Raw genomic sequence first — 26,314 nt, 5'->3', positions numbered from 1 at the left:
ACATACAAAAAAGGCCCGCAATTGCGGGCCTTTTTTTACAGCAGCAATCTATCAGGCCGCCTTGCAGGCCTGCACGGCGCCCGGAAGCTTGCTCCAGTCGGCGTACCAGCTGTTGAACAGCTTGAACTGCGCCTCGACATAACCGCGCTGGCTGTCTGTCAGGGCGTCGGTCTCGTTGAAGTGCAGCGTGTATTCCTTGTCGCCCTTCAGCACCATCATGTGCTTGAAATAAAGAACCAGATCCGGGCCTTCATCGAAGGAGGAGAGCACGGCCAGCGCCTGTTCCAGTTCCAGCGCGCGGGCGCGGGCATCGGCATCGCCCTTGGCGGCGGCCTGCGACAGCTTGCAGAGATGAATGACTTCCTTCGGCAGAACATTGCCGATGCCGGTGATGGCGCCGGTTGCGCCGCAATTGACGAAGCCGTGGACGACGGCGGTATCGACGCCGATCATCAGGGTCACGTCATCATCGCGGCTGGTGATGTTTTCAGCGGCATAACGCATATCGGCCGGGCCGCCGAATTCCTTGAAGCCAACGAGGTTCTTGTGTTCGGCACGCAGCGCGAAGAAGAGATCGGCGCGGGTGGCGAAGCCGTAATAGGGGCTGTTGTAGATGACAGCAGGAATTTCTGGAGCGGCAGCAAGGATGGCCTTGAAATGCGCCTTCTGGGCGGAGATGACCGAACCGCGCGACAGGACGCGCGGAATGACCATCAGGCCCTTTGCGCCAACCTTCTGGGCATGGGCGGCGTGCGCGACGGCAGATGCCGTGTTGACGGCGCCGGTGCCGACGATGACCGGAATGCCGGCTTTCACCAGACGCTCCACGCCTTCCATGCGCTGCTCGTCCGTCAGGAGCGGCCAGTCGCCCATGGAACCGCAATAAACGACTGCCGACATTCCATCGGCGATCAGTTCCTTGCCCTTGCGGACAAGCGCGTCGAAATCGGGAGTGCGATCATCCTTGCAGGGGGTCATCAAGGCGGGAATCACGCCGGAAAAAATGCTGGCCGTCATTACTAGCTCCTAAGGGACAGTTTTTCAGGAATGGACGCACCTCCGCGCCATCCTTTCGACAAGGACATTACAATCTTGTATTTTATTTGTCGACAAGAAATCGACAAGCTATAGATTTATTTCCAGACGCTCGTTACGCACCAGCAGTTTCTGCACCTGCCGCACGATCTGCTCGGCGTGCTCGCGGGCCAGTTTCTCGGAAAGAACGGTATCGCGCGCGGCAATCGCAGCAATGATCTCATCATGATCATCGACGAAGCGTTTCGGCAGGCGATCGTCATAGGACTGATAATAAAGTCTGAGGATGCGCCGTCCCTCGTCCAGCAGGCGCTTGAACAGGCTGGTGAAATAGGGGTTGCGCCCGGCTTCGGCGATCGAAAGGTGAAGCGCGGCATTGGTGGAAATCATCGCCAGCGCATCCTGCTCTTCCACCGCAACGGCGAACTCCGCATTATGGGCGCGGATGCCGGCCAGATCCTCCGGGCGATGATATTGCGCGGCAAGCTGGGTCGTGACCCGGTACATCAGCACCAGCGCATCGAAATAGGTATGCATGTTGAGGAAATCTATATTCGACACCATGGTCGAACGGTTCGGCAGCGTATCGATCAGACCCTCGCCCGAAAGCCGCACCAGGGCCTCGCGAATGGGCGTGCGCGACATCTTGAACCGCTCGGCAAGCTGCACCTCGTCAATGGGGCTGCCGGGCGGCAGGACCAGATCGAGAATTTCGTCGCGCAGCAGATCATAGACCATCTTCACGCCGGAGCCGCGCTTGCGCTCGGCAGATGCAATAATATCCGTCATCATCAAATCCCTCTTGTCGACATAAAGAGTACTATTATATTTTTTCCCGATCAACGCCGCGTTGCATCGCCCGCACTTCGAATGGCGGAATAATTGTTCAAAAACAACAAAAAGCCGTCGCGAAAATTACCCGCGACGGCTTTGCTTATTCAATTTGTGGCGCTGGTGCCTTGCCAGCCAACGCTGCGGCTCGGAACGGACAGTTTACAAATGGAGCGAGGAGCACCCACCTTGCTTCTTCTCCCCACGGGAGAAGAAACGAGCCGCGAAGTCGCTCCTCAAACGAAACGTCAGTTGCGCAGGCCGGTGGCCACGACGGAAATCTTGAAAGCGCCGTCCAGCGTCGGATCGAAGGAGGCGCCCATCACCACATCCGTCTCCTCGCTGACCGCCTCGCGCACCAGCGTCATCGCCTCATCGATCTCGTAAAGCGTCAGATCGTTGCCGCCCGAGATGGAGACCAGCGCGCCGCGCGCTTCTTTCAGCGAGGGTTCGCCGAGCAGCGGATTGGCGATGGCCGCAGCGGCCGCTTCCGAGGCGCGCTTCTCGCCCTTGGCCTGGGCCGTGCCCATCAATGCACGTCCGCCGTTCTTCATGACGTAACGCACATCGGCGAAATCGAGATTGACCAGACCTTCGCGCAGGATGAGATCGGTGACGCAGCGCACGCCGAGCGACAGAACCTTGTCGGCCGTCTTCAGCGCGTTCTCGAAGGTGGTGCCGGCATCCGCAATGCGCAGCAGGTTCTGGTTGGGAATGACGATGACGGTATCGGCGGTGTTCAGCAGATTGGCGAAGCCGTATTCGGCAGCCCGCATGCGGCGCGCACCCTCGAAGCTGAACGGCAGGGTGACGACGCCGACCGTCAGGATGTTCTTCGCACGGCAGGCTTCGGCGATGACGGGTGCAGCACCCGTACCGGTGCCGCCGCCCATGCCGGCGGTGATGAAGCACATGTCGTAACCGCTCAGGTGATCCATGATTTCGTCGAGCGAATCGATCGCGGCCTGGCGGCCGACTTCCGGATCAGCACCCGCTCCCAGCCCGCCGGTCAGCTCGGAGCTGAGCTGCACGAGCCTTGGTGCGTTGGTCTTCTTCAGCGCCTGCGCATCCGTATTGGCCGCGATGAAATCGACGCCGCCAATGCCCTCGGCGATCATGTTGTTGATCGCATTTCCGCCACCTCCACCTACGCCGATAACGGCGATATTGGGCGTGTTTCGGGCAATGGTGGCGCGCGGAGACTGGGTCATCGTTTTATTCTCTTTCTGAACTCATAGGGTCTCGCGCCGTTTTTTGAGCGCGGCACGCGAATGATCGGCAAGGTCCCAGCACTTTCCTTCTGATGCGCGAAGGAGGCTGTAACGCTTTGAATTTGCATGTAAGCCGCTCTGCCGCTTGCGGCAAATGGCCTGTACTCCTGGGACGAAAGATGCGCTACGGCGACTTTCTCCGACCCTTCCCCGGATGAAAACCGAACCGAATCAACTGCTTCGCTATCGAGAGGTGATAGCTGAAAAGCCATGTGGTTTACACTCCATTCACCATGTTTATCTCACTTTGGAACGAGTTGCTCCGACAAGTGTTTGCTTGCCGACAGCGCTAAAGCGCACAGAATGGAGGCAGGCATATGTTGGCAGACGTCTTGCAAAGCGAACCGGGTTTCCACACGGAACAACCGCGTGTGCTGATCGTGGAAGACGAGTTCCTCATCGCCATGGATATCGAGGATTCCATTCTGCAGGCGGAAGAAGAGGCCAATGTCATCGGCATCGCCAACCGGCTGGATCAGGCCGTGGCGCTCGGCAGCCGCGCCGACATCGCCTTCGTTGACGTCAACCTTGCCGACGGCCAGACGGGCCCCGAAATCGGACGGCGGTTGTCTCAGGATCATGGCGTCGTGGTGATCTTCATGACGGCGAACCCGGAAGTGGTGGTCAATCTCGGCATCGGCGCCGGGGTGATTGCAAAGCCCGTACCGCAGGATGCCGTGGAACAGTGCCTTACCTACGCACTTGCCAGACGCGCCGGCACGCGCGCCGTCACGCCAATCGGCATGATGGTTTTCGACTGAGCTATTTTTCCTGAAGGCAAAACGAAGAGACGAAAACAAAAAAGCCTGCCGCGGGAGGAGGTGCGGCAGGCTTTTTGAAAAAATGAACAGCGATATGGGAGGAGAAAAACCGCTGTCCCCGGGGCAATCCTTGGGAGGAGGAGTGGGATCGCCCGCATACCAAAACGATGTGGGAGGAGGTACATCCGTTTCGATGATTGGAAGATAGCATTTTCCTGCGCGTTTTGCAGGCACAAGGTTGCAGCGCAGATATGCGTTTGGCGCATGGCACTATCAACATCGAAAATTCCTGGCGATTGGTCCGCTTCCGTCGTCTTCCCGCGTGGAACGACATCGCTTTGCACATACTCAACGTCATCCTCGGGCTTGACCCGAGGATCCACACCCCGTTGAAAGCAATGGATCCTCGGGTCAAGCCCGAGGATGACGGAGGAGAGGCTTCCAAAACAAAAACGCCCGCTAAGCGGGCGTTTGGGCATTCAAAAGCGGCATTTTCGCCTTGATTACTTGCCGACTGCGGCGCGGGCGACGCTGGTGATCTGGCTGCGGTCGAGACCGAGATCATGCAGTTCGCGGGCGCTCATGCGGCCGAGCTCGTTGACGGTCTGACGATATTTGCGCCAATTGTTGAAGCTGCGTGCTACGTTCATGACATGACCCTTTCTGAGGTTTAGGTGACGTCAGCAACGTTTTCGTTCCGGCGTCCTTCGATGTCCTCTATATGCGCCTTGTCGTGACCAATGAACAGGCAGAATAAGGCAATCCACCCATGCGCTGCACGCAGGGCATGCAGTTTGACTGCAAAAGCGTCAGAACTTGTAGCGCACGCCGAATACATTGGCATTGGTCGCACCCTTCATGTTTCCAAGTGTCTTGCCGCCACCGGAACGATGGTGAAGCCGCCAGAAGAATTCCGTCGAGGAATCCTCGCTAAAGGAGACGTTGATTTCCGGACCGAGGTAAAACAGGACATTGGCATTGCCGTCATCCTTGATTTCCTGCTCCCGCTCGCGGCCGCGTTGTGCATCGTTCACGAGGCTTAAGCCCGCCGTGAAGCTTGGCGTGACGAACAGCCGTTCTCCGAGCTTGATCTGTTCATAGCGCGCAACCGGCCCCGCCCAGACCTCGCCGGTAAAGCCCTTGCCGAACCTGGCCGCAATGCCGATTTCGACACCCAGCTTCACATTGCCGATGCTGTAGGGATAAAACTGGTAACCGCCGCCGAGGATGGCGTTCCTCTCATATTCCACCGGAATGAGAGCCGCGCTTTTCAGCATGTCTTCCTTCGTCATGGCGCCGGCAAAGCCGAAGATCGCTTCGCTTGTCTCCGCGGTCATATCCTCCGAAGCAAGAGACGGCGTTGCCGCCAGTGCGATCATGGCTGCCAGAGACAGACGTGGTGCGATATTCATTTTATTACTCCTGAACAAAGCCCGCTTTACCCAGCCGTCCTCATAGGCATATTCCCGGAAGGCGAACATACCGTTACCGAACACAATTAATTCAACAGGGTCGGAATGGCCGGGAAACAGGCATTTTCCCCGGTGTCAGCGCAGGAAACGCCGGAAGCGGCGAAGCGCAAAAACGAAGAGCGCCGAGCCGATGGCCAGGAGGGCCAGCAATTGCGGCCAGACGACATCCAGCCCCGCCCCACGGAAAAGCACCGATTGCGCCAGGATGACGAAATGCGTGTTGGGTGCCAGAAGCATGATGTACTGGATGATATCAGGCATGCTTTCGCGCGGCGTCATGGCGCCGGAAAGCACCTGCAACGGCAGTAGAAACAGGATCAGCAGCATGCCGAACTGCGGCATGGAACCGGCAACCGTCGCCAGAAATATGCCCATCGAGGTCATGGCAAAGAGTTGCAGGGCGGTCCCAAGCAGGAAAAGCGAGAGCGAGCCTTCAATCGGAATGGCAAGCAGCCCCTGACGACGACGAACAGCGAAAATGCCGAGGCCACCAGCACCACGAGGCCCATGGACCAGACCTTGCTCAGCATTATCTCCAGCGGCGTCACCGGCATCACCAGCAGATGCTCGACCGTGCCATGCTCACGCTCGCGAATGAGCGCCGCCCCGTCAGCACGATGGAGAGCATGGTGATGGCGGTGATGATGTTATTGATCGATCCGAACCACGATTTGTCCAGTTCCGGGTTGAAACGGGAACGCAGCGTCAGGTCCACCGGCACCGAGGTCGCACCACGGTAGCGGTTCATATATTCCTGGATTTCGCTGGTCACGATGGTCTGGACATATCCGCCGCCGCTGAAAGCCTGGCTCATGCGGGTGGCGTCGATGTTGAGCTGAATGGCCGGCTGCTGTCCCGCCATGAGGCGGCGCTGGAAATCCGGCGGAATGTTGAGCGCGAAAGTGTCGAGCCCCGCATCCATGCGCTTGTCCATTTCAGCAATGGAAATCTGCTTTGGCGGCGCAAAATAGGGCGGATAAAACGCCGTGCTGATGCGGCCCGAAAGCGGCGACTGATCCTCATCGACAATCGCGATGGCGGCATTGTTCAGCGTCTCAGGCAGCGCGCTGGAGCCGGTATAGATCTGCAGCGTGAAGGCATAGACGATGAGCAGCAGCAACATGCCGTCACGCGCAAGGCCGCGCAGTTCCTTGATGCCGAGCTGGAAGATGTTGGACGAAAACAACCTCATGACGCCTGTTTCCTCAAGAGAGCGGCGCCGGCGATGAGCAGCAGCGGAATGGCGATGATGAGCGGCAGGAAAGAGCCGGAAAGGCCGGCGAAATCCAGCCCCTTCGAAAAAGTCCCGCGCGAAATCGTCATGAAATAGGTGGCGGGATAGATGTTTCCGATAAAGGCGCCCGCTCCCTGCAGCGACGAGACGGGATCAATCATGCCCGAATATTGCGTCGCCGGAATGAGCGTCAACAGGGCCGTACCGAAGATCGCGGCAATCTGGCTCTTCATGAAGGACGACATGACGAGGCCGATCGAGGTGGCGATGATGACGAAGAGCAAGGCTCCCGTTGCGTAAGCAAGATAACTTCCCGTAAACGGCACCCGGAAGATGAAGATGGCGAATGCCGTCAGCAGCAGGAAATTGAGCATGCCAAGTGCGACATAGGGTAGCTGCTTGCCGATCAGGAATTCCAGCCGTGTGGTCGGCGTCACGTAAAGATTGACGATGGAGCCGAGTTCTTTCTCCCGGACGACGCTGAGTGCCGCCAGCATGGCGGGAATGAGCATGAGCAGCAGCGGAATGACCGCCGGCACCATGGCGACAAGGCTTTTGACATCAGGGTTATATCGATAGCGCGTTTCGATGCTGAAGCTGTTCTGCGTCGCCGCACTGCCATAAATCTCGGCCGCCTTCCTCGCCAGCCATGTCTGGTGCATGCCCTGCACGTAACCGCGCACCGTCTCGGCCCGCTGCGGCATGGCGCCATCGATCCAGGCGCCCACCTCCACCGTCTTGCCGCGCAGCACATCGCGGCCGAAACCGGGGGGAATTTCAATGGCGAGGCTCAGTTCGCCATCGCGCATGCGCCGGTCCATATCGGCATAGTCGCGGATCGGTTCCTTTTCGAGGAAATAACGGGAACCGGCTATATCCAGCACATAATCGCGGCTGATGGTGGAATCGTCACGGTCCAGCACCGCAAAGGTCAGATCCTCGACATCCAGATTGATGCCGTAACCGATCACGAACATCAGGATGACGCTGCCAAGCACCGCCAGCGTGCCGCGAATGGGGTCTCGCTGCAGTTCCAGCGCCTCGCGGCGCGTATAGCTGAACATGCGCCTGACATCGAAAAACCGTTTGCGGGCGGGCGCTGCATGTGGCGTCACAGGCACATCCGCTTTAGCGACCGGCACCGCCGCCGGTTCCGCCTTTTTCACGCCGGACGCATCTTCGAGATAGGCGACGAAAGCCTCTTCCAGCGTTGCCGCATTCCGGCTTCTGGTAATCGCATCAGGCGTATCGCTGATCAGAACCTTGCCGGCATGCATCAGCGAAATCCGGTCACAGCGCTCCGCCTCGTTCATGAAATGGGTGGAGATGAAAATCGTGACATTATCGTTGCGGGAGAGATCGGCAAGGATCTGCCAGAACCCGTCCCGCGCCACCGGGTCGACACCGGAGGTCGGCTCGTCGAGGATGAGAATGTCAGGCGAGTGGATCATCGCCACCGCCAGCGACAGTCTTTGCCGGATGCCAAGCGGCAGGTCGTCCGGCAGGGTCTCCATGACAGCGCCAAGATCGAAACGCCCCGCCATCTCGGCGATGCGCGGCTGAATTTTCTCTTCCGGCAGCTTGAACAGCCGCGCGTGAAGATCGAGGTTCTGGCGCACGGTCAGTTCGGAATACAGCGAAAAGGCCTGGCTCATGTAACCGACGCGGTGGCGGATGGCCATGTCGCTGGCATCCACCTTGTGCCCGAAGAGCTTCGCCTCGCCTTCGCTGGCGGCCAGAAGCCCGGTCAGCATCTTCATGGTCGTGGATTTTCCGCAGCCGTTCGAGCCGAGAAAGCCGAAAATCTCGCCGCGCGGAATCTTGAAGCTGACATTGTCGACGGCGGTGAAGTCGCCGAAACGCATGCTGAGATGGGACGCCTCGATGGCATAATCGCCATCATCACTCACCTTGCGCGGCGCGATGTGTACCTCGTGGTAACCCTTGCGCTTTTCTTCCGGAAGAAGCGCGATGAAGGCGGCATCGAGATTTGCAGCCGAGGTGCGCTCCAGAAGCTCGGCAGGCGACCCCGTTGCCAGAATTTTTCCGCCATCCATGGCAACCAGCCAGTCGAAACCGGCGGCTTCCTCCATATAGGCGGTGGCGACGATGACGCTCATGCCCGGACGCCCGGCCCGGATCGAATCGATCAGTTCCCAGAACTGCCGGCGCGACAGCGGATCGACACCCGTCGTCGGCTCATCGAGAATGAGCAGGTCCGGGTCGTGGATCAGCGCGCAGCAGAGCCCGAGCTTCTGCTTCATGCCGCCCGAAAGCTTCATTGCCGGACGGTCGGCAAAGGGCTCGAGGCCGGTGCTTTTCAGCAGTTCGGCAATGCGCGCCTGCCGCTCCCTGCCGCCCTGCCCGAACAGCCGCCCGAAAAAGTCGATATTCTCGAACACGGACAGGGTGGGATAAAGGTTCTTGCCAAGGCCCTGCGGCATATAGGCGATGCGCGGGCAGGTATCCTCGCGGTGGCGCGGATCGGACATATCGCCGCCCAGAACCTCCACCTTTCCCTTCTGTATGGCCCGCGCACCGGACACAAGCGACAGGAGGCTGGATTTACCGACACCGTCAGGCCCGATAAGCCCGATCATCCGCCCGGACGGAATTTCAACCGATATGTCGGCCAGAGCGACCGTGCTGCCGAAGGCCAGCCGCACATCCACCAGCCGCGCAACCGGCGCGTTCCTGTCGTTTTCACTGTTCATCGCGGCGGGTGTGCCCATGGCGGCCACCGTCACTTGACGAGGTTACGTTCGAGATTTTCCGGCCAGGCGGCCTGCGGATCAAGCCGGACATAGGCCATGCCGGGCAGGCCGGTTTTGACATATTGAATGTATTTCTGCAGCAGTTCCTGCGGGATCTGCGCCCGCACCCGGAAGGTCAGCTTCTGGCGCTCTTCCTCGGTCTCGACCGTTTTCGGGGTGAATTGCGCGACATCGGCCACGAAGGAAACCTTGGCCGGAATGGTGTATTGCGGCGCGGCATCGAGGATGAGGCGCACGTCGGACCCCATCGATGTGCGACCGGCCTCCGCCGTCGGGAGGAAGAACGTCATGTAGACGTCGCCGAGATCGACGAGGTTAAGAACGCGGCCGCCGGCAGAAAGCACCTCTCCGGGCTGGGCGATGCGATATTGCACGCGGCCGTCGCGCGGCGATTTCAGCGTCGCATCGGTGATGTCAGTCTCGATGCTCTCAATATCGGCCTGGGCTGCATCGACCGCTGCTTCTGCGTCGACGATCTGCGCCCTGGCGGCGTTGATGGCGGCATCCGAAGCGGCAAGCGAGGCCTCAGCCGAGGCAAGCGTAGCGCGGGCGGATAGCTCGGCCGCTTCGCTGTCGTCGACGATCTGCTGCGACACCGCATTGCCGGTCAGCAGCTGTTTCGAACGTGCATTGGTCTTGGAGGCGGAATCGAGCTGCGCCTTGCGCTGTTCCACCACCGCCAGAGCGGATGTTTTTTCCGCCTCCCGCTGGGCAACGAGGCTGTTGGCGGTATCGATCGCTATTTTTGCGCGGCGAAGCTGTGCTTCCGCCTGGCGCTTCTTGGCTTCCAGCTGGGCCGTGTCCATCTGCGCCAGCACCTGCCCGGCCTTCACGAAGTCGCCTTCGCGCACCATGATATCCTGAAGGCGACCCGCTGTTTTCGTGGAAATATCGATCTCCACCGCCTCGATCCGGCCGTTACTGGCCACGAACCCGGCGGGAAGTCCCTCCCCCGTCAGCTTCGACCAGAAGAAATAGGCGGCAACGGCAACAGCCAGAACCACCAGACCAATGAGCAAGCCTTTTTTAGACATCCGTCTTCCCCATGAACCCTTCAGGTTTCAACCGTAATACGTAAAAACCGAAGAAGCCAGCCACCATCGCGTTCAGAATTCGCACCCGGCATTTCTTCTGTTTGAGGAAATGGGCCGGGTCATGCGGCTGTTTAGGCGTCGAGGTGTTTTGTGGCCTTGACACAAGTCAAATGACCCAAGGATGTTTCGTACAGGAAGCTGGGAGGGCGCAATTTCGCTCGTCAGAGGTTTTGCTGCTGTTGTCGCGACTGCCCAGAGGTTGCTAACACCACACTCGCCGTCATCCTCGGGCTTGACCCGAGGATCCACAACCCGGCGCGACGATGGATCCTCGGGTCAAGCCCGAGGATGACGGCGAGTGTGTTTAGGGCCTCTGCGACAAGTCCGAAGGCAGACCGCAGGGGTTGCAAAGCCCGATGAAACGGCCTCGTTTGGCAAAGCCGCATCATCCGCAGCCCGTCACCCCGGACTTGATCCGGGGTCTAGCGCGATCAAGTCTTTGATCGCGAGAGAGTCCTTTCACGGCGCAGACGCGCCGTGGCTGGATGCCGGATCTAGTCCGGCATGACGGAGGAACGGCTCACCTTAAATAGTCAGAGGCCGCAGGGTGAAACCGCGGCCTCGTATTGTCTTAGCGATAGAGCCTTAAACCGCCCGCGCCCGCTTCACCTCCACCTGCGTCCATTCCGGCAGCCAGTCACGATGCGCGACGAGGAGATCGTCGACCAGCGACCAGATCTGGTCGAGGTCGAGTTCCGCCGCCGTATGCGGGTCCATCATCGCCGCGTGGAAGATGTGCTCGCGGTTTTCGGTCATCAGCGCCCGCACCGTCAGTTCCTGCACATTGATGTTGGTGCGCATCAGCGCGGTGAGCTGCGGCGGCAACTCGCCGATATAGGTGGGCTGCACGCCGTTATGATCGACAAGGCACGGCACTTCCGCCGCACAATTGGCCGGCAGCGAGGTGATGCAGCCATTGTTGCGCTGGTTGCCGTAAATCACCGAGGGTTCGCCGGTCCAGACCGAGTTGATGATCGAAGAGGCATATTCCTTCGATTGCTTGACCTCGATCTTCTCGGCCGAACGATAGGCCGCCGCCTGCCCCTTCCAGCGCTCGATCTGCTCGATGCAGCGCTTGGGATATTCATCAAGCGGAATGCCGAATTTCTCGATCAAATCCTCGCGCCCTTCCTTGATGAAATAGGGCGTATATTCGGCGAAATGCTCGGAGCTTTCGGTGACGAAATAACCAAGCCGCGTCAGCATCTCGTAACGCACCTTGTTGGGGCAACGCGGGTTCCAGCCGGGCTTCGGCGCACGGCCTTCGCGATAGCCGCGCACGAGATCGGGATAGAGGTTCCTGTAGCTGCCATCCGGCTGGCGGTGCTCGAACTCCAGGAAAAACGCCATGTGGTTGATGCCGGCCGAACGATAACGGATTTCCTCGTAGGGAATGTCGAGATCGTGGGCGAGTTCCATGGCCGTGCCCTGCACCGAATGGCAAAGGCCAACTTGGCGGATCGTCGGGTATTTCTCCGCAATCGCCCAGGTGTTGATCGCCATCGGGTTGACATATTGCAACATGATCGCGTTGGGGCAGACGGCGAGTATGTCTTCGCAGATCTTCCACAAATGCGGCACGGTCCGCAGGCCGCGCATGATGCCGCCGACACCGAGCGTATCGGCAATGGTCTGGCGCAGGCCATATTTGCGCGGCACCTCGAAATCGGTGACCGTGCAGGGCTCATAACCGCCGATCTGGAAGGCGACGACGACAAAATCGGCACCCGTCAGCGCCTTCTTCTGGTCGGTATAAGTCTCGGCTTTCGCCTTTGCCCCGAGCGTCGAAATCAGCTTGTTGACGACGATGGCGCTTTCCTCCAGCCTTTCCCGGTTGATGTCCATCAGCGCGATGGTGGCGCCCGAAAGGGCCGGCCGTTGCAGCACGTCACCGATGATGTTCTTCATGAACACCGTGGAACCTGCGCCGATAAATGTGATCTTGGGATCTCTTGCCATTTCTACCTCCGGCATTTGGCATTCAAGCGATTTCGAAGGCGGCTCGTACAAGCCGCTGAGTATATTCGGTTTTCGGGCGGGTCAGTACCTCCTCGACGGGGCCTTCCTCAACGATCTTGCCGCGCTGCATGACGATGACGCGGTGGCAGAGCGCGCGAACGACCTTCAGGTCGTGCGAGATGAACAGGTAGCTTAAGCCCCGCTCGTCCTGCAGCTTGCGGAGCAGGTCGATGATCTGCGCTTGAACGGAAAGGTCGAGCGCGGACGTCGGCTCATCGAGCAGAATGAATTCCGGCTCCAGCGCCACCGCACGCGCAATGGCGATACGCTGGCGCTGGCCGCCGGAAAATTCATGCGGGAACCGTGAGAGGATGTTGCCGGGCATGCCGGCCGCCTCCAGCGCGTCGCGCACCCGCTCCAGCCTTTCGGCCTTGGTCCTGCCCAGCCCGTTGATGACAAGCCCTTCCTCGATGATCTGGCCGATGGTCATGCGTGGGTTGAGCGAGGCGAAAGGATCCTGAAAAACGATCTGCATGCGCGAACGCAGGGGCCGCATTTGAGATCGGGACCGGCCATCGACCCTCTCGCCATCAAAGATCACCTCACCGGCCACCGGCTCGTTCAGCCGCAACAGGGATTGTCCGAAGGTCGTCTTGCCGGAACCGGATTCGCCGACGAGCCCCAGCGTCTCGTGCCGATTGAGGGTGAGCCCCAGACTGTCGACGGCGATCAGTTCCTTCAGTTCGGGCTTGAACAGGCCGCCGTAGCGCATCATGAAGGAAACCCGCACGCCGTTCGCCGTCAGCAGCACGCCGGAATTTTCCGGCAGCGGTTTGGCCGTGCCATGCGGCTCTGAAGCCAGCAGCTTTTTTGTATAGGGATGGTTCGGCGCCGCAAACAGCCGCTCAGTCGTGTTGTGCTCGCGCATCTCGCCATGCTGCATGACATAAACATAATCGGAAAACTGCTTCACGATCGTCAGGTCATGGGTGATGAGAACCACGGCCATGCCGCGCTTCTTCTGAAGATCGCGGATGAGGTTGAGGATCTGCGCCTGCACCGTCACATCGAGCGCGGTGGTTGGCTCATCGGCAATCAGCACATCCGGATCGTTGGAAAGCGCCATGGCGATCATCACACGCTGCCGCTGGCCGCCGGACAGCTGGTGCGGATATTGCTTCAGCCGCGCTTCCGGTTCGGGTATCTGCACCTGCCGCAGCAGATCGAGCGCCCTCGCCTCGGCCTCTTTCCGGCTGAGTTTCGAGTGAACGCGGATCGCCTCGACGATCTGGCTGCCGATCGTATAGATCGGGTTCAATGAACTCATCGGCTCCTGAAAGATCATCGAGATGCGGTTGCCGCGTAGCGCCCGCCGCTGGCGGCTCGAAAACTTCAGAATGTCGTCGCCGTTGAAACGCACGGTCGCGGATTTCGAAACGGACGCCCGCTTCGTCAACAACCCCATGATGGTGCGGGCCGTGACGGATTTTCCCGAACCGGATTCGCCAACGATGGCAATCGTCTCGCCGCGATAAAGCTGGAAGGAGATGTCCTTCACCGCCTCCACCGTTCCGTGCTCCACCTTAAAGGTCACGGCGATGTTGCGCGCATCGATGATGGCGTCGTCGTTTCGGTCATCGGCGTCAAAGCGGATGGCGGGCGCGTAAGTGTTGTTCTGTGCAGCAGCAACCATGTTACGCTCCTCTCAATAGGGATCAACGGCATCGCGCAGGCCATCGCCGAGCGCGTTGAAGGCGAAGACCGTGACCAGCACGAAACCAACAGGTGCGAGAATCCAGGGATAGGAACCGATGACGGAATAGGTCGCGGTATCCTGCAGCATCAGCCCCCAAGAGATGAGCGGCGGCTTGACCGCAAAGCCGAGGAAACCGAGGAAGGATTCGAGCAGCACGACGCTCGGAATATGCAGCGTCACGGCGACGATCACATGGCTCATCACATTTGGCAGGATGTGCTGGAAGATGATGCGCCGGTCCGTGGCCCCGACGGCAATCGCCGCCCGCACATAATCGATACGCGCCAGCGCCAGCGTCTTGCCGCGCACCTCGCGTGACATCTGCGCCCAGCCGAGCGCCGACATGACGCCGACGACGAAGACGAGGAACACGGTAGTGGGTGCGGTTACCGGAATGAGCGAGGTCAGTGCGAGGTAAAGCGGCAATTGCGGGAAAGCCAGAACCACTTCAACGAAACGCTGCACCCAGGCATCCAGCGGCCCGCCGAAATAGCCTGACATCAGCCCGACGCTGGTGCCGATGACGGTGACGATGGCGACGACGCTCAAGGCAATGGCAAGCGAGATGCGCGAGCCATAGATGGCGCGCGACAGCACGTCGCGTCCGAACTTGTCGGTGCCGAGAAAATGCACCGGCTGGCCGTCCGTCGAGCCGAAGAAATGCCGGCTCATCGGGATGAGACCCAAAAGCCTGTATTCCGCACCTTTGACGAAAAAGCCGAGATAAACCGGATTGTCATAGTCCGGCCCGACGATGGGCTGGAAGGTGATCGGATCGAGCTCTTCGGTCTCGGCGGTGGCGTAGACCCGTGGCAAAAGGCTGACATTGCCGTCTTTGTCGCTGAAGCGCACCACCTGCGGCGGCGAGAAGCTGCCATGGGTTTCGAGCGGATTCATCGGCGCGAAGAAATCCGCGAAGATGGCAATGAGGATCAGCAGGACCACCAGCACCAGTCCGACCATACCGGTGAACGAGCGCCGGAGACGACGCCAGACAAGTGCGAGATAACTCTCATTGCCATGGGCAGAACGGTCGGGTTTTGCGGGGGCGGCGGTTTCGGTCTTCATCTCGTCAAACGCCATCATCTCAGGCCCTCCCGAATTCGCGGACGCGTGGGTCGAGCATGGCGAGCAGCATGTCGGCGATGATGTTGCCGACGATCAGCGTGGCGGCCAGCACCATCATGAAGGTCGCGGTGACATAGACATCGCCCACCGCCATGGAGCCGACAATGGCCGGGCCGACGGTCGGCAGCGCGAAGATGATCGCGGTTTCGATCTCGCCGCTCAGCATGTAGGGCAACACGACGCCCTGATACATGACGAGCGGGTGCACGGCGTTCGGCACCGCATGGCGCATGATGACCGCACCTTCCGAAAGGCCCTTGGCGCGGGCCGTCTCGACATATTGCGCATTCAGCGTATCGAGCAGATTGCCGCGCATCACCCGCATATTATAGGCCAGCCCACCGAAGACGGCGATGGCGACCACCGGCCAGACGTGGCTGACAAGATCGACGAATTTGCCCCACGACCACGGCGCGCCGCCATATTGCGGCGAGAAGAAACTGCCGATCTCAGACACGTCGAAATGAAACACCATGAGATAGACGAGGATCAGCGCCATCAGGAAACGCGGGATCGTCATGCCGAGGAAGGCGATGGTCGACAGAAGATTGTCGACCCAGGAATATTGCCGTGTGGCCGCCCAGATGCCGAAGGCGATGCCGAGAACGGATGCAAAGATGTGGCAGACCAGCGCCAGCGCAATGGTGCGCGGCAGGCGTTCGCCAACCACATCGGCGACCGGCTTGTTGTAATAGAAGCTGTAACCGAAATCGCCACGGGTGACGATGCCGCCGATCCAGTTGAAATATTGAATGACGAGCGGCTTATCGAGGCCGTGTTCGATGCGGTAGGCCTGCGCCTGCGCTTCCGCCTGTTCGAAGGACGCACCGCCCTGGTTCATCAGCTGCGAGCGGATGTAATCGGCATAATCGCCGGGCGGCGCCTGAATGATGGCGAAGGTTACCACGCTCAGGATCAACAGCACCGGAATGGCGGATGCTACACGTATCGTCAGAAATCTCAGCATCGAACGGTCTTCCTCGGTTTGGATTGGCCGTGTGTCTCCGGCCGCGCTTCACGCGCGACCGGTACCGGGTGTTCTCCGGGAGGAGTACTTCAAGGTATTCGCATTTCCGGACAGAAAACCGGGGTCCAGTTTTACCGGAAATGCTTTAGTTGATCGGCCCGCCCTCACCCGGCTTGCCGGGAAGCTGCTGCGGGAAGAGTTCGTATTTGCCCTGCTTATCCGCCGCGACCCAAAGGCGTTCGCGAATGATGGAATCTTCAGCCCAGTTGAACATGAAGATCGGCGTGCCCTGCGGCACATTCGAGAACCGCTTGTTGACGATCAGCGCGCCGGGATATTCGGTGAGACCGATCGTATAGAGGTTCTGCGTATAGACCTTCTGATATTGCTTCATCAGTTCCGCCCGCTCGGCATTGTCCTGCGAGGAGATGAACTTGCGAACGATGTCGGCCATCTCCTTCTCGAATGGCATCAGATCGAGTTCCTTGCCTTCGGGAGAGCGATGGTTCCAGCTGGTGCGCGGGCCGACAGGGGCAAGCTGCTCGGTATTCTGCACCACGGATGAAAGCTCGGTGGAGTTGCGCCGCACCAGCCAGTCGAACTGCCCGCCATAATGGGCGGCATCGCGCTGGTTGGAATCCAGGCTGTTGATGACGACGCGCAGGCCGAGTTTCGCCATCTGGCCAACAAGACCTTCCGCAAGGCTCTTGTCCGTCGCATAGCCATTATTGACGAGAAGGGTAATTTCGACATTGCGACCGCCAAGTGTTTCCTTCGGGAAATTCAGGAAACCATCGCCATCCGTGTCCTTCAGGCCGATCGAGGCGAGTGCGGCCTTGGCGGCCTCGAGATTGAAGGGGTAATAGACCGTGGAGGCGCGGTCATAGAAGCTGGTGCCCGACGAAATGCCACCCGGATAGATCGCCGTGAACGGCCCCTTCACCAGCGAGTCGCCGACTGCCTTACGGTCGATGGCCGATGTGACGGCCTGACGGAACACCTCGTTGCGGTTCAGCTCGCGAATGGCCTGCCCGCGCTCATCCGGATTGCCCCAGCCATTGCCGGAGAAATTCATCTGCAGATTATAGCCGATGAGGCGCGGCCCGAAGGCAAGGCGGGCCGGCGCATTGGGGTCGGCGGCGCGTTTCAGCGAGGCGACGAAATTTTCCGGCTGTTCGAGGTTGGAGAAATCGCCCGATCCCGCCACGGCCTGCACATCGCGGTCAGCCCAGGTGGAAAGCTTGTAATGGACCTCGTTGAGATAAGGCAGCTGCTGCCCCTTCTCATCGACCTTCCAGTAATAGGGATTGCGTCGCAGCACGATGATGTCATCGGGACGATAAGCGACCGGCACCCATGCCCCCATGACCGGCATGTTCATATATTCCGGCGGGAAAGCGTTCTTGAACTGATTGTAGGTGTTCTTGGAATATTTCGGATGCTGCGGTTTCAGGATATGCGACGGCCCTGGGCAGAAGCTCGGATAGGCCATGGTATAGAGATATTGCTTGGGAAAAGCCGCCTTGAAGGTCCATTCGACGGTGTAATCATCGATCTTCTTCAGCGTCGTTCCCTCACCGAAAGCCTCGGGCGATGCGCCGCCGCCAAGCGGTGAAACATTCGGATCGACGACGGCATCTTCCCAGTAAAACATCACGTCATCGGCATTGAAGGGCTCGCCATCAGACCATTTGGCGCCCTTGACAAGATGCATCGTCAGCTTGTGGCCGTCTTCCGACCATTCCCAGCTTTTGGCGAGATTGGGCAGCGGTTCGGTATCCTTGGCATCCACCTGGAAGAGCGGTGCGGTGCGCGTCAGGCATTCAGAAAGGGCGATATCGATGCCGCCCCAGCCCTGGCTCTGGCCGGCAATATAGTTCCAGCCCTCGGGCCTGCCGCCCACTACATGGCGCATCGTATCGCCGTAAACGCCCATACCGTCGGGCATATTGCCGGTCTTGTAGACCAGCGGCTCTTCCGGCAGGCGCTCTTTCAAGGGCGGCAGCTTGCCGGTCTTTTCGAATTTCTCGCTGACCCAGTCAGGCTCGCTGTAATCAGGCAGCGCCTTGAATTCGAGGATCGAGTCGCGCGCCACATAATTGATCTTGCCTTCGGCCGGAAATTGCGGCGGCTCGGGCGGCGTGGTGGTCTCGAAGGCATTCGCATTGAGTGCGATCATCGAAACACCGAGACCCAGTGCCGAGATGATACCGATCCTGCGTTGAAGTAACATCGTCATTCCTCCCAAATGGCAGCTCTTCGACCGCCCACCCTCTGTGATCGTTCTGGCCGTGGCGACGAACTCCCTTCCGCCGCCCGGCCTGTTCCCATGCCATTTCCTTCAAACAGCCTTTTTCAGCGCCGATTTTTCGGCGCGCAGTTCTTCAATGGAACGCACATTGCGGCGGGCGGCACCGGCCCAGTCGCGGGTCTTGACGCTGGATTTCGCAAGCCGCTCCTTCGCCGCCGGTACTGCATCCGCATATTGCGGCAGCCAGCGCGCCTGCGCGACGACCATCTCATCCACCATCTGCCAGACCTCCTCCGGCGTGGCGACGGCGCCGACCAGCGGATCGTGCAGTACAGCCAGCTTCAGCAGATCGATATCGCCGCTGACCGCCGCATGCACCGACATGCGCTGCACGTTGATGGAGGCCATGCAGGTGGCCGCACAGGCTTCCGGCAGCGTCACGCCCGAGACCATGTTGATGCCGAAACGGTCGACGAAACCGGGGGATTCAATGATGGCATCGGAAGGCAGATTGGTGATGACGCCATTGTTCCTGACGTTGAAATGACCGCGATAGACGCGCCCGGTTTCCAGCGCTTCCAGAATGTGGCTCGCATGTTCGTTGGAGCGCTTTTCCGGATCGATCGGCTTGGCGGCGGACGCCAGGAACTGCGGAAACTCCGTTTCAAACCAGTTCCGCGTCTCGGTGGAGTGGCGCAGGTAACCGCCGGTTTCGCCGTGAATCCAGTCGGACATGTCGATCCAGCGGGCGATTTCCTCCGGCCGCTTGCGATACCACGGCAGATATTCGGAGAGATGGCCGTTGCTTTCCGTCGAATAGACGCCGAAACGCTTCAGCACATCGATGCGCAGCTTCTCCTGCTGCGAGAAAACCGGATGCGCCTCGAAGGCGGCAATCAGCTCTTCCTTGCCGATCTTGCGGCCGTTCAGTCTCAGATCGATGAACCATGTCTGATGGTTGATGCCGGAGCAGATGTAATCCAGTTCGGACAAGCTTTTCGCACCGAGAATTTCGGCGATCTGTTCGGCACCGTGCTGCACGCCATGGCAGAGACCAACCGTATCGACCTTGCCATATTCGATGGCCGCCCATGTGTTCATGGCCATGGGGTTGGCATAGTTTAGGAATTTCGCGCCCGGCGCGGCAACCTCGCGAATATCCTTGCAGAAATCCAGAATGACCGGAATGTTGCGCTGGCCATAGAGGATGCCGCCGGCGCAGATCGTATCGCCCACGCACTGATCGATCCCGTATTTCAGCGGAATGCGGATGTCGTCCGCATAGGCTTCCAGCCCGCCGACCCGCACGCAGCTGATGATATATTTCGCGCCTTCCAGCGCCCGCCGCCGGTCGGTATCAGCGGTCACCTTCACCGGGAAACCATTGGCCTCAACGATCTTTTCGAGGATCGCCTTGATCATATCCAGATTGTGCTGGCTGATATCCGTCAGCGCGACTTCGATGTCGCGAAACTCCGGCACGCACAGGAGATCGGTGAACAGTTTTTTCGTGAAACCGACGCTGCCCGCGCCAATAATAGCGATTTTGAAACTCATAACGCCACCTCTGTTGCAAATCGAACGGGTGAAACGGGCCGAAGGATCATAAAATGGCGCTACAGAAAAATACCCGTAAGAATCCCGGAAAACCGGCCTTCCTCCCAATTTTTCAGCAGCAATATCCCGCTGGCTGTCTCCTCGGATCGGGATTATGCGTATAATAAGAGACAGGACCAGAGAAGGATTATGCTTTCATGGGTAATTTTGTGCTGCGTGATTTGATCGATCAGGGACCCGGCATGCGAACCGTCTCGCTGCCGCGCGGACGCCAGACCCTGCACACCATGCCCACCAGCAGCGGCTATGAAATCCGCAGCAGCGGCAACTATGATTGGGACGGGCGAAGGCGCGGCCAGACGCCGTTCACCGTGCTGCAATATTGCATCGGCGGACAGGGCAATCTGCGCTACGAAAACCGACATTATGTGGTGAAACCGGGTGAAACCCTGCTGCTGCTCATTCCCCACAACCATCGCTACTGGCTGGAAGAGGGCAAGGAATGGGAATTCTTCTGGATTTCCATGAATGGCGAGGAAGCCCTGCGCATTCACCGCAATATTCTCTCCGTCACCGGCCCTATCCTCAAGCTTCAGCCGGAAACCATCGATCATCTCGCTTATTGCTGTTCGCGTCTCGTCAACGGCGCGGAAACGCCGGGAGCGGCCTCCGCCGTTGCCTATGAGGCGGCGATGACGCTTTATGACGACGTTTTCGGCTCGCATCCCTCTTTCGGCGGTGAATATCGCACCCTGCAGCAGGTGCTGAGCTACATAGACAGCCATCTCGGCGAGCGGCTTTCCGTCAGTGACCTCGCCGCCGTCGCCGGCCTCAGCCGCGCGCATTTTTCCCGCATCTTCACGGCAAGCGAAGGCCTGCCGCCGGCGGAATTCGTGCTGCAGCGACGATTGCGGCGGGCGGCGAAGCTTCTCACCACGGCCGGCAACATTCCCATCAAGGAGGTTTCCGTGCTGTGCGGCTTCGAGGATCCGAACTACTTCTCCAAGGTCTTCCGCAGGCTTTACGGCACCAATCCGAGCGAATTTCGCACCACCGGCATGTATGCGAGCGTTCAGCAGAACAGATCGTGAAAAAACAACTTCGTTTTGCCATGTTTCAGGCGATTAAGGATGAATGACGTTACGCCCTTTTTGGAGACCGACTGAGGTGAAGAACAGAATCCGGATGATCCTCATCTTTCCGATTCGAGCGCTCATCGTGCTTGCCTTGGTCCTCGACGGCATTTTCCGCCCTCTTTACCGGCCGATCATCAGGGCCATATCGAGACTGACATTCATCAGGAAACTGGAAAGCCGGATTGGCGGATTGCCGCGCCTTGCCATTCTTCTTCTGCTTGCGGTGCCATTTGCCATTGCCGAGCCGATGAAAATCATCGGCCTGCTTCTCATCGCCCACGGTACCGTCAAGACGGGCGTTGCGGTGACGATCCTTGCCCATCTCGCCACCTTCCTGATTGTCGAGCGCATTTATCACGCGGGTCGGGAGAAGCTCCTCACCTATGCCTGGTTCGCATGGATCATGCGATATGTGCGTTTCGCGCGGTCCTTCTATGATCGCTTCAAGCTTGCCGCATTGAACTGGATCCGCCTCAGGGTTCTGGCGCACCAGAGATAGCTGCGGGACCTGTCACCGTCGGCGGCGCAACGTCTTCAGGAGATACTCCGCAAAGGCCGTTGCCTGCAGAGAGACGAGAATGATGGCGATGCCGAAGACGACGCGGGCCTCGGGCACCTCGTCAAACAGGAAATATCCCACAGCCGTCACAAACAGGATCGACAGATAGCCGACGGGTGCGAGCACGCTTGCATCGGCAATGCGATAGGCCCGCAGGAAACAATATTGCCCCATTTGCGCAAGCAGGCCGATGGCGAGCAGCGGCCCCCAGTCGAGCGGCGCGATCGGCTTCCATGTCCAGATCGCCGGAACCGCGGTAATGACGGCAAGGCCAACCGTATAGAACACCATCATCACCGTGGTGTTTTCCTGCCGCAGCGCCCGGGTCTGGATCACCGCAAGAGCACCGAACACCACCGAGACGAGGACGACGAGCACGCCTGCGTTGAATTCGGCGCCGCCCGGTCCGATGACGACGAGAACGCCGACAAATGCAAGGCAGGCCCCAGCCCAGCGATATCGGCTCACCCTTTCGCCGAGAACGGCGACCGCCATCGCCATCGTCACCAGCGGGCGGGAGAAGCCCACGGCATTGACGGTGGCGAGCGGCAACAGTGTGATGGCGACGAAGTTGCTGGTGAGTGCAATGGCGTTGCAGCAGATTCGGAAAAGATTGCGCCAGGGATATTTGACGTTCACCATTTCCATCCGGTGCCGCCAGATGAGCGGCAGGATGAAGATCAGGCCGATCATCGCCCTGATGAAGACGAGTTGAAAGGCCGGATAGGTAACGCCCTGCGCCTTGACGAGGGCTGTCATTCCGCCCGAAACGAGGGCCATATCCAGCAATAGCCAGCCGATGCCCGCGCGAGCATCGGTTTCGCGCGGGTTTTCCTGTTTTTCACTCTGGCTCTGGCCATTCACGCGGGTTGCACAAGGTTTGCCATGAGGCGGAACGCCCCCGGCACCAGCTTGTCCATCTGGTGGTGAAGGACGAGGCTCGTATGCGTGTGCCGGCCCTTGCCAATCGCCGCCGAGACCAGCGCACCCTTCAGGGGCTGTTCATCGACATCATGCATGGCAAGCAGGGGCTCATAGACATCATCCCAGCGCGAGGCGAAATAGAGCCCGCGCTCCTTGTCCCAGCCCGTCCAGTCAGCAGCACTGATCGTGTTGGGCCCGACAAGCAATGGATGATCGGGCAACAGCACCGTCACCTCGGCATTCGGGTCGGTCACACGCCAGCGCAGGGAAGGTTTGCCGATCTCGAGCCGCCTCACCGGCGTCGTCTCCGGGTTCCATCCATCCGTCGGCCGGTGATAGAGCGTGACAAGATGGCCGCCCTCTTCGACGAATCGGTGGAGCCGCTCTGTTGCCGCAGCCAGATCCTTTCTGATGCCGAAGGCGAAGATGCCGACAACAATCGTCGTAAACGACGAGAGATCACCGCCAAGCGCCTGCGCATCCAGTTCGGTGACATCAAGACCCATGCGAGAAAGCCATGACCCGACCCGGTCGGCACCGCCACCGACATAACCGACACGCGCGCCCTCCGGAAGTTTGAGGTCCAGCGAGAGGATTTTCAGAGCGGAAGGTGCGAGAAACCGCGTCCGGCCGATATGCGGATAGGCGATCGGCGTGATCTGGAAAGCCGGCTGCGAACCGACAGTCGCTTCGATCTGGGCAAGGCCCGTCGTAGCGTCGCCGGTGCGTTCGGCAATCCAGTCGCTGCCGCTCTTGCGCAGGTTCCAGCCGCCCGCACTCCTGAACGACAGCGGCGCATCGGCACCCCTTATATGCGCCTGAAAAACATGGGCGTCCTGCCCCTGTCCAAGCGGAACCAGAAGCGCATCGGGCGCGATCGTCAGCGACTGCGCGGGCGTTACGAAAAACGGCTCCTCCAGATCGAAGTTAGCCGAAACGTCCCGGCCTTCGACCCTTGCGGAAAGGCGCACCGAGGCATGGCCATTGCCGCCTGACGCTTTCCAGTCGGGCTGATAGAGACCGGAAACAGTGGCGTCCTGATCGGCGACAAGTGAAAAGACCCGCGTCTGGCCAAGCGACTGAACGGATGAGGAAACGCCAGCCGGAAGGACCGGGGTAACTTCGACCTGAAATTCACCCGCCTTGTCAGCAAGTTCCACATAAAGAGCGGATGTTCCGCCCGGAACGATCTCTGCCGGCTGGGCATAAGCCCGCTCGAAAAGATCAAGGGCCGTCAGGATAGCGGCATCGACCTGCGCCCGTTTGCGCGCGATCCGGTGCCCGTGCAACGCCTTGAAATCCTGGGCTGCGGCCTCGTCGACCTTCTGCAAAAGAGTTGCCGCCGAAAGAAGTGACGCCGTGATCCGCTGCGTGTCGGGAAAGGCTGCGATTGCGTCGATGATTTCCCGTTCGGCCTCAACCAGCGCCTTTGCCGATTCGGCGTCTAGCCCGGGAAAATCCGAGAGATCGGTCAGCGACGACGGCAGCCTGTCGAGGATCGAGCTTTCCCCGCCGCCCGCAACGTTGGAGAGCTCAAGATGCAGCGGCCAGACTTCCTGCGCCCGCTTCGGCCAATGCCCCATTCCCTGCGATGCATGGTAATAACGCGACCATTCGCCGATACGGTCATATTGCGCACCGGTGGCCTCCTCCTTGCCCGGAGCATTGACTATCAGCGTTGTCTCCGGCGGAGGCACTTCGTCATCATAGGTGTCGCCACCGCCCGACCATGCGGGAAGATAATATTTGGCCACCTTCCAGGGTTTCAGCCCCTCGGAGAAATGTTCGGGATAAGCGGCAGGATCGGCCGCCAGCGTGATCGCGGTTTTCGCCGCGCGCGTCATGGCGCGGTGATGTCCATGTTGTCCCGGCACATCGAGAAATGTGGGGATGACGATATCGGGCCGTTCCTTGCGATAGGCGCGCACCAAGCGCTCGACGATGCGCTGCTGCCCCCATCGACCGAAGGTCTGGTCACCATCCTTGGAGAAACCGAAGTCGTGAATGATATCCGCCGGGCCATGGCCAAGCCAGCTTACATCCGCATCGATGACGCGGGCAGCCTCCTCCAGCTCCCGCGACCGGATGACACCGAGCGCGCCCAGCCGCTCCGGCCCCAGCGCATTCTGCCCGCCCTCGCCGCGCGTCGAGCAGGCGATGATGGTCCGCATGCCCAGCTCCATCCGGAAATAGGCGAGAAGCCCGTTCTGCTCGTCATCCGGATGCGCGCCGGTGTGCATGACGGTGACAGCAGATTTCAGTGCGCTCAGTTTGCGATGCAGGCGCACGAGCCATGGATCGGCCATCTGCCGTTCGATGCGCTCCCGGGGGTTAAGCATGGGTGGTCTCCTCCAATATTCAGCCGGGCACCTGCGCTGCGGCGCCCAAGGACGTCTCAAGTTTTGGTGTGACGATGTCGAACAGCGGCAGGGCGGCGGCACCAAGCGCCGCCGTCAACTGTCCTGATTTGCCGTGGATGACGCGCGGCAACTCCCTTTGCCGCCGGCTTGCGACCGAAGTCGGCAGATGCCCCATCCGCGCAATGATCTCGCTGATAATGATTTCCGGCAGCGCTCCACCGAGAATGACCGTCTGTGGATCGAGAATGTTCTCGAGCATCGCAACCATCGGCGCCAGATGGACGGCGGCCTCGTCGATCCACTCCATCACCACCGGATTATTGGCCTTGAACAGGGCTTCCAGATCGTCAAGCTCCGTATCCGCCACACCGGCGCAGACGAGCTTTTCCTTGAGCACATAAACGGAAGCATAGGCCTCCAGGCAGCCCATTTGCCCGCAGGAAGGGCAAGGCCTTCCCTTCGGCGAGACGGTCACATGGCCGATTTCGCCGGCATTGCCGAACGCGCCACGATAGGGCGAGCCATCCTGAATGATGCCGAGACCGATGCCGACACCAAAATAGATCATGCAGAAATTCGGGATCGCCAGGCCCGCGCCGAACAGGCGCTCGCCGACGGCGGCGGCCGTCGCATCGTTTTCAACCACGACCGGTTGGCCGCAGGCCTCGCTCAGCATCTGGCGGGCGTCGATACCCACCCAGCCGGAGAGCGTCGTCGGGCCGACTGAGGTCATGCCGTCGATCTCGAAAGGTCCGGGCATGACGACGCCGGTGCCGAGCAGCCTGCAACCGACATTTTTGGCAACCGCGGCATGCTCTGCCGCAAAGGTCTTGAATATGGCTTCCGGCGTCGTGTCCTTGAGCGGCGTGACACGATGGGTGCGCAGCACACCGGCGAGATCGAGGCCGACGGTGACCATGTGGTCGGCGGCGATCTCCACCCCGATCGTCGCGCCGCCATCCGGGTTGACGGCAAACTGGATCGGCGGCTGGCCCCTGCCGGTGCGGCGGCGGCCAAGCTCCTTCAGAAGCTCCTCCCCCACCAGCTCATCGACGATATTGGCAACCGCCTGAGGTGTCAGATGCGTGATCTTGGCGATCTGAGCACGCCCGAGCGATCCGTGCCGCCGGACGATGTCGAGGACGACTCGCCGGTTGTGCTCGCGGCTGCGCTCAGGATTTTTTCCGATTGCTACGGGATAGGCATCCACCGTGTGCACCGTCATCTCTTCAACTTCCCGTCCGT

The 26,314-nt window shown here is 59.9% G+C and carries 20 protein-coding genes and 1 pseudogene; 4 read left to right on the top strand and 17 right to left on the bottom strand.

Going from position 1 to position 26,314, the window contains the following annotated elements; genetic code table 11:
- Window positions 1–51: 51 nt before the first annotated feature.
- The 3 genes from G3A56_RS25215 to ftsZ all read right to left on the bottom strand — a co-directional run bounded on the left by G3A56_RS25215 (window position 52) and on the right by ftsZ (window position 3,077).
- Window positions 52–1,017 carry a dihydrodipicolinate synthase family protein gene (locus G3A56_RS25215; protein WP_003499498.1) on the bottom strand — a complete coding sequence of 322 codons (966 nt, stop codon included), beginning with the start codon at window positions 1,015–1,017 and terminating at the stop codon, window positions 52–54.
- A gap of 108 nt (window positions 1,018–1,125) precedes the next feature.
- Window positions 1,126–1,824: a GntR family transcriptional regulator gene (locus tag G3A56_RS25210; RefSeq protein ID WP_035243351.1), complete on the bottom strand. Its 699-nt coding sequence runs from the start codon at window positions 1,822–1,824 to the stop codon at window positions 1,126–1,128.
- Window positions 1,825–2,114: 290 nt separating this feature from the next.
- Window positions 2,115–3,077, bottom strand: coding sequence for a cell division protein FtsZ (gene ftsZ / locus G3A56_RS25205; protein ID WP_003499495.1), 963 nt, complete (start codon window positions 3,075–3,077; stop codon window positions 2,115–2,117).
- A 377-nt stretch (window positions 3,078–3,454) separates the two neighbouring features.
- Between ftsZ and G3A56_RS25200 the strand changes: the two genes are divergently transcribed.
- Both G3A56_RS25200 and G3A56_RS28595 read left to right on the top strand, forming a co-directional pair.
- Window positions 3,455–3,898 (top strand): response regulator, encoded by a 444-nt coding sequence (locus tag G3A56_RS25200; RefSeq protein WP_003499492.1) that lies wholly within the window; start codon window positions 3,455–3,457, stop codon window positions 3,896–3,898.
- 197 nt (window positions 3,899–4,095) lie between these two features.
- Window positions 4,096–4,401 (top strand): hypothetical protein, encoded by a 306-nt coding sequence (locus G3A56_RS28595; protein WP_082184749.1) that lies wholly within the window; start codon window positions 4,096–4,098, stop codon window positions 4,399–4,401.
- Here G3A56_RS28595 and G3A56_RS25195 read toward each other — a convergent pair whose 3' ends face one another.
- The 11 genes and pseudogenes from G3A56_RS25195 to melA (G3A56_RS25145) all read right to left on the bottom strand — a co-directional run bounded on the left by G3A56_RS25195 (window position 4,402) and on the right by melA (G3A56_RS25145) (window position 20,090).
- On the bottom strand, window positions 4,402–4,548 hold the full coding sequence (locus G3A56_RS25195) for a DUF1127 domain-containing protein (protein ID WP_003499491.1): 147 nt from the start codon (window positions 4,546–4,548) through the stop codon (window positions 4,402–4,404).
- 159 nt (window positions 4,549–4,707) lie between these two features.
- Complete coding sequence (locus tag G3A56_RS25190) at window positions 4,708–5,310, bottom strand: hypothetical protein (protein ID WP_164056864.1); 603 nt, start codon at window positions 5,308–5,310, stop codon at window positions 4,708–4,710.
- A gap of 135 nt (window positions 5,311–5,445) precedes the next feature.
- Window positions 5,446–6,562: pseudogene (locus G3A56_RS25185) on the bottom strand (ABC transporter permease).
- Window positions 6,559–9,336, bottom strand: a complete 2,778-nt coding sequence (gene rbbA, locus G3A56_RS25180) for a ribosome-associated ATPase/putative transporter RbbA (protein ID WP_082185964.1) — start codon at window positions 9,334–9,336, stop codon at window positions 6,559–6,561. The pseudogene G3A56_RS25185 and the gene rbbA overlap by 4 nt, the downstream one beginning before the upstream one ends.
- An 11-nt stretch (window positions 9,337–9,347) precedes the next feature.
- A complete protein-coding gene (locus tag G3A56_RS25175; RefSeq protein WP_035224903.1) occupies window positions 9,348–10,412 on the bottom strand; it encodes an HlyD family secretion protein in 1,065 nt (354 codons plus the stop codon).
- Window positions 10,413–11,057: 645 nt separating this feature from the next.
- Window positions 11,058–12,431: an alpha-glucosidase/alpha-galactosidase gene (gene melA, locus G3A56_RS25170; protein WP_082184751.1), complete on the bottom strand. Its 1,374-nt coding sequence runs from the start codon at window positions 12,429–12,431 to the stop codon at window positions 11,058–11,060.
- A 22-nt stretch (window positions 12,432–12,453) separates the two neighbouring features.
- Window positions 12,454–14,124: an ABC transporter ATP-binding protein gene (locus tag G3A56_RS25165; RefSeq protein WP_082184752.1), complete on the bottom strand. Its 1,671-nt coding sequence runs from the start codon at window positions 14,122–14,124 to the stop codon at window positions 12,454–12,456.
- 12 nt (window positions 14,125–14,136) lie between these two features.
- Complete coding sequence (locus G3A56_RS25160) at window positions 14,137–15,273, bottom strand: ABC transporter permease (RefSeq protein WP_082184753.1); 1,137 nt, start codon at window positions 15,271–15,273, stop codon at window positions 14,137–14,139.
- A gap of 1 nt (window position 15,274) precedes the next feature.
- Window positions 15,275–16,282 (bottom strand): ABC transporter permease, encoded by a 1,008-nt coding sequence (locus tag G3A56_RS25155; protein ID WP_003521727.1) that lies wholly within the window; start codon window positions 16,280–16,282, stop codon window positions 15,275–15,277.
- A gap of 145 nt (window positions 16,283–16,427) precedes the next feature.
- The gene (locus G3A56_RS25150) at window positions 16,428–18,515 is read right to left on the bottom strand and encodes an ABC transporter substrate-binding protein (protein WP_082184754.1); all 2,088 of its coding nucleotides are present in this window, start codon (window positions 18,513–18,515) and stop codon (window positions 16,428–16,430) included.
- Between the two features lie 108 nt (window positions 18,516–18,623).
- Window positions 18,624–20,090 (bottom strand): alpha-glucosidase/alpha-galactosidase, encoded by a 1,467-nt coding sequence (melA, locus tag G3A56_RS25145; RefSeq protein WP_082184755.1) that lies wholly within the window; start codon window positions 20,088–20,090, stop codon window positions 18,624–18,626.
- Between the two features lie 197 nt (window positions 20,091–20,287).
- On the opposite strand from melA (G3A56_RS25145), the gene G3A56_RS25140 reads away from it, so the two are divergent.
- Both G3A56_RS25140 and G3A56_RS25135 read left to right on the top strand, forming a co-directional pair.
- Complete coding sequence (locus tag G3A56_RS25140; protein WP_082184756.1) at window positions 20,288–21,181, top strand: AraC family transcriptional regulator; 894 nt, start codon at window positions 20,288–20,290, stop codon at window positions 21,179–21,181.
- 76 nt (window positions 21,182–21,257) lie between these two features.
- Complete coding sequence (locus tag G3A56_RS25135; RefSeq protein WP_082184757.1) at window positions 21,258–21,725, top strand: hypothetical protein; 468 nt, start codon at window positions 21,258–21,260, stop codon at window positions 21,723–21,725.
- A gap of 12 nt (window positions 21,726–21,737) precedes the next feature.
- Here the strand turns inward: G3A56_RS25135 and G3A56_RS25130 are convergent, their stop codons facing one another.
- The 3 genes from G3A56_RS25130 to G3A56_RS25120 are packed head-to-tail and all read right to left on the bottom strand — an operon-like array spanning window position 21,738 to window position 26,294.
- Window positions 21,738–22,649, bottom strand: coding sequence for a DMT family transporter (locus G3A56_RS25130; protein WP_082184758.1), 912 nt, complete (start codon window positions 22,647–22,649; stop codon window positions 21,738–21,740).
- A complete protein-coding gene (locus tag G3A56_RS25125; protein WP_082184759.1) occupies window positions 22,646–25,048 on the bottom strand; it encodes a PIG-L family deacetylase in 2,403 nt (800 codons plus the stop codon). The genes G3A56_RS25130 and G3A56_RS25125 overlap by 4 nt, the downstream gene beginning before the upstream one ends.
- 19 nt (window positions 25,049–25,067) lie before the next feature.
- Entirely contained in the window at window positions 25,068–26,294 is a 1,227-nt protein-coding gene (locus G3A56_RS25120; protein ID WP_082184760.1) for an ROK family transcriptional regulator, read from the bottom strand.
- Window positions 26,295–26,314 lie beyond the last annotated feature (20 nt).

This window comes from Rhizobium oryzihabitans (genome assembly GCF_010669145.1).
In the GTDB taxonomy this organism is placed as follows: domain Bacteria; phylum Pseudomonadota; class Alphaproteobacteria; order Rhizobiales; family Rhizobiaceae; genus Agrobacterium; species Agrobacterium oryzihabitans.
Note: the sequence above shows the minus strand (reverse complement) of the source record. Positions and strands in the feature narration are given on the sequence as shown.

Excerpts from the sequence above, each read along its gene's own strand:
- G3A56_RS25120 (WP_082184760.1), bottom strand. The coding sequence starts at position 26,294 with ATGACGGTGCACACGGTGGATGCCTATCCCGTAGCAATCGGAAAAAAT.
- G3A56_RS25165 (WP_082184752.1), bottom strand. The coding sequence starts at position 14,124 with ATGGTTGCTGCTGCACAGAACAACACTTACGCGCCCGCCATCCGCTTT.
- G3A56_RS25160 (WP_082184753.1), bottom strand. The coding sequence starts at position 15,273 with ATGATGGCGTTTGACGAGATGAAGACCGAAACCGCCGCCCCCGCAAAA.
- G3A56_RS25200 (WP_003499492.1), top strand. The coding sequence starts at position 3,455 with ATGTTGGCAGACGTCTTGCAAAGCGAACCGGGTTTCCACACGGAACAA.
- melA (WP_082184751.1), bottom strand. The coding sequence starts at position 12,431 with ATGGCAAGAGATCCCAAGATCACATTTATCGGCGCAGGTTCCACGGTG.
- G3A56_RS25210 (WP_035243351.1), bottom strand. The coding sequence starts at position 1,824 with ATGACGGATATTATTGCATCTGCCGAGCGCAAGCGCGGCTCCGGCGTG.
- rbbA (WP_082185964.1), bottom strand. The coding sequence starts at position 9,336 with ATGGGCACACCCGCCGCGATGAACAGTGAAAACGACAGGAACGCGCCG.
- G3A56_RS25125 (WP_082184759.1), bottom strand. The coding sequence starts at position 25,048 with ATGCTTAACCCCCGGGAGCGCATCGAACGGCAGATGGCCGATCCATGG.
- G3A56_RS25155 (WP_003521727.1), bottom strand. The coding sequence starts at position 16,282 with ATGCTGAGATTTCTGACGATACGTGTAGCATCCGCCATTCCGGTGCTG.
- G3A56_RS25175 (WP_035224903.1), bottom strand. The coding sequence starts at position 10,412 with ATGTCTAAAAAAGGCTTGCTCATTGGTCTGGTGGTTCTGGCTGTTGCC.
- G3A56_RS25140 (WP_082184756.1), top strand. The coding sequence starts at position 20,288 with ATGGGTAATTTTGTGCTGCGTGATTTGATCGATCAGGGACCCGGCATG.
- G3A56_RS25195 (WP_003499491.1), bottom strand. The coding sequence starts at position 4,548 with ATGAACGTAGCACGCAGCTTCAACAATTGGCGCAAATATCGTCAGACC.
- G3A56_RS25215 (WP_003499498.1), bottom strand. The coding sequence starts at position 1,017 with ATGACGGCCAGCATTTTTTCCGGCGTGATTCCCGCCTTGATGACCCCC.
- G3A56_RS25150 (WP_082184754.1), bottom strand. The coding sequence starts at position 18,515 with ATGTTACTTCAACGCAGGATCGGTATCATCTCGGCACTGGGTCTCGGT.
- G3A56_RS25190 (WP_164056864.1), bottom strand. The coding sequence starts at position 5,310 with ATGAATATCGCACCACGTCTGTCTCTGGCAGCCATGATCGCACTGGCG.
- melA (WP_082184755.1), bottom strand. The coding sequence starts at position 20,090 with ATGAGTTTCAAAATCGCTATTATTGGCGCGGGCAGCGTCGGTTTCACG.
- ftsZ (WP_003499495.1), bottom strand. The coding sequence starts at position 3,077 with ATGACCCAGTCTCCGCGCGCCACCATTGCCCGAAACACGCCCAATATC.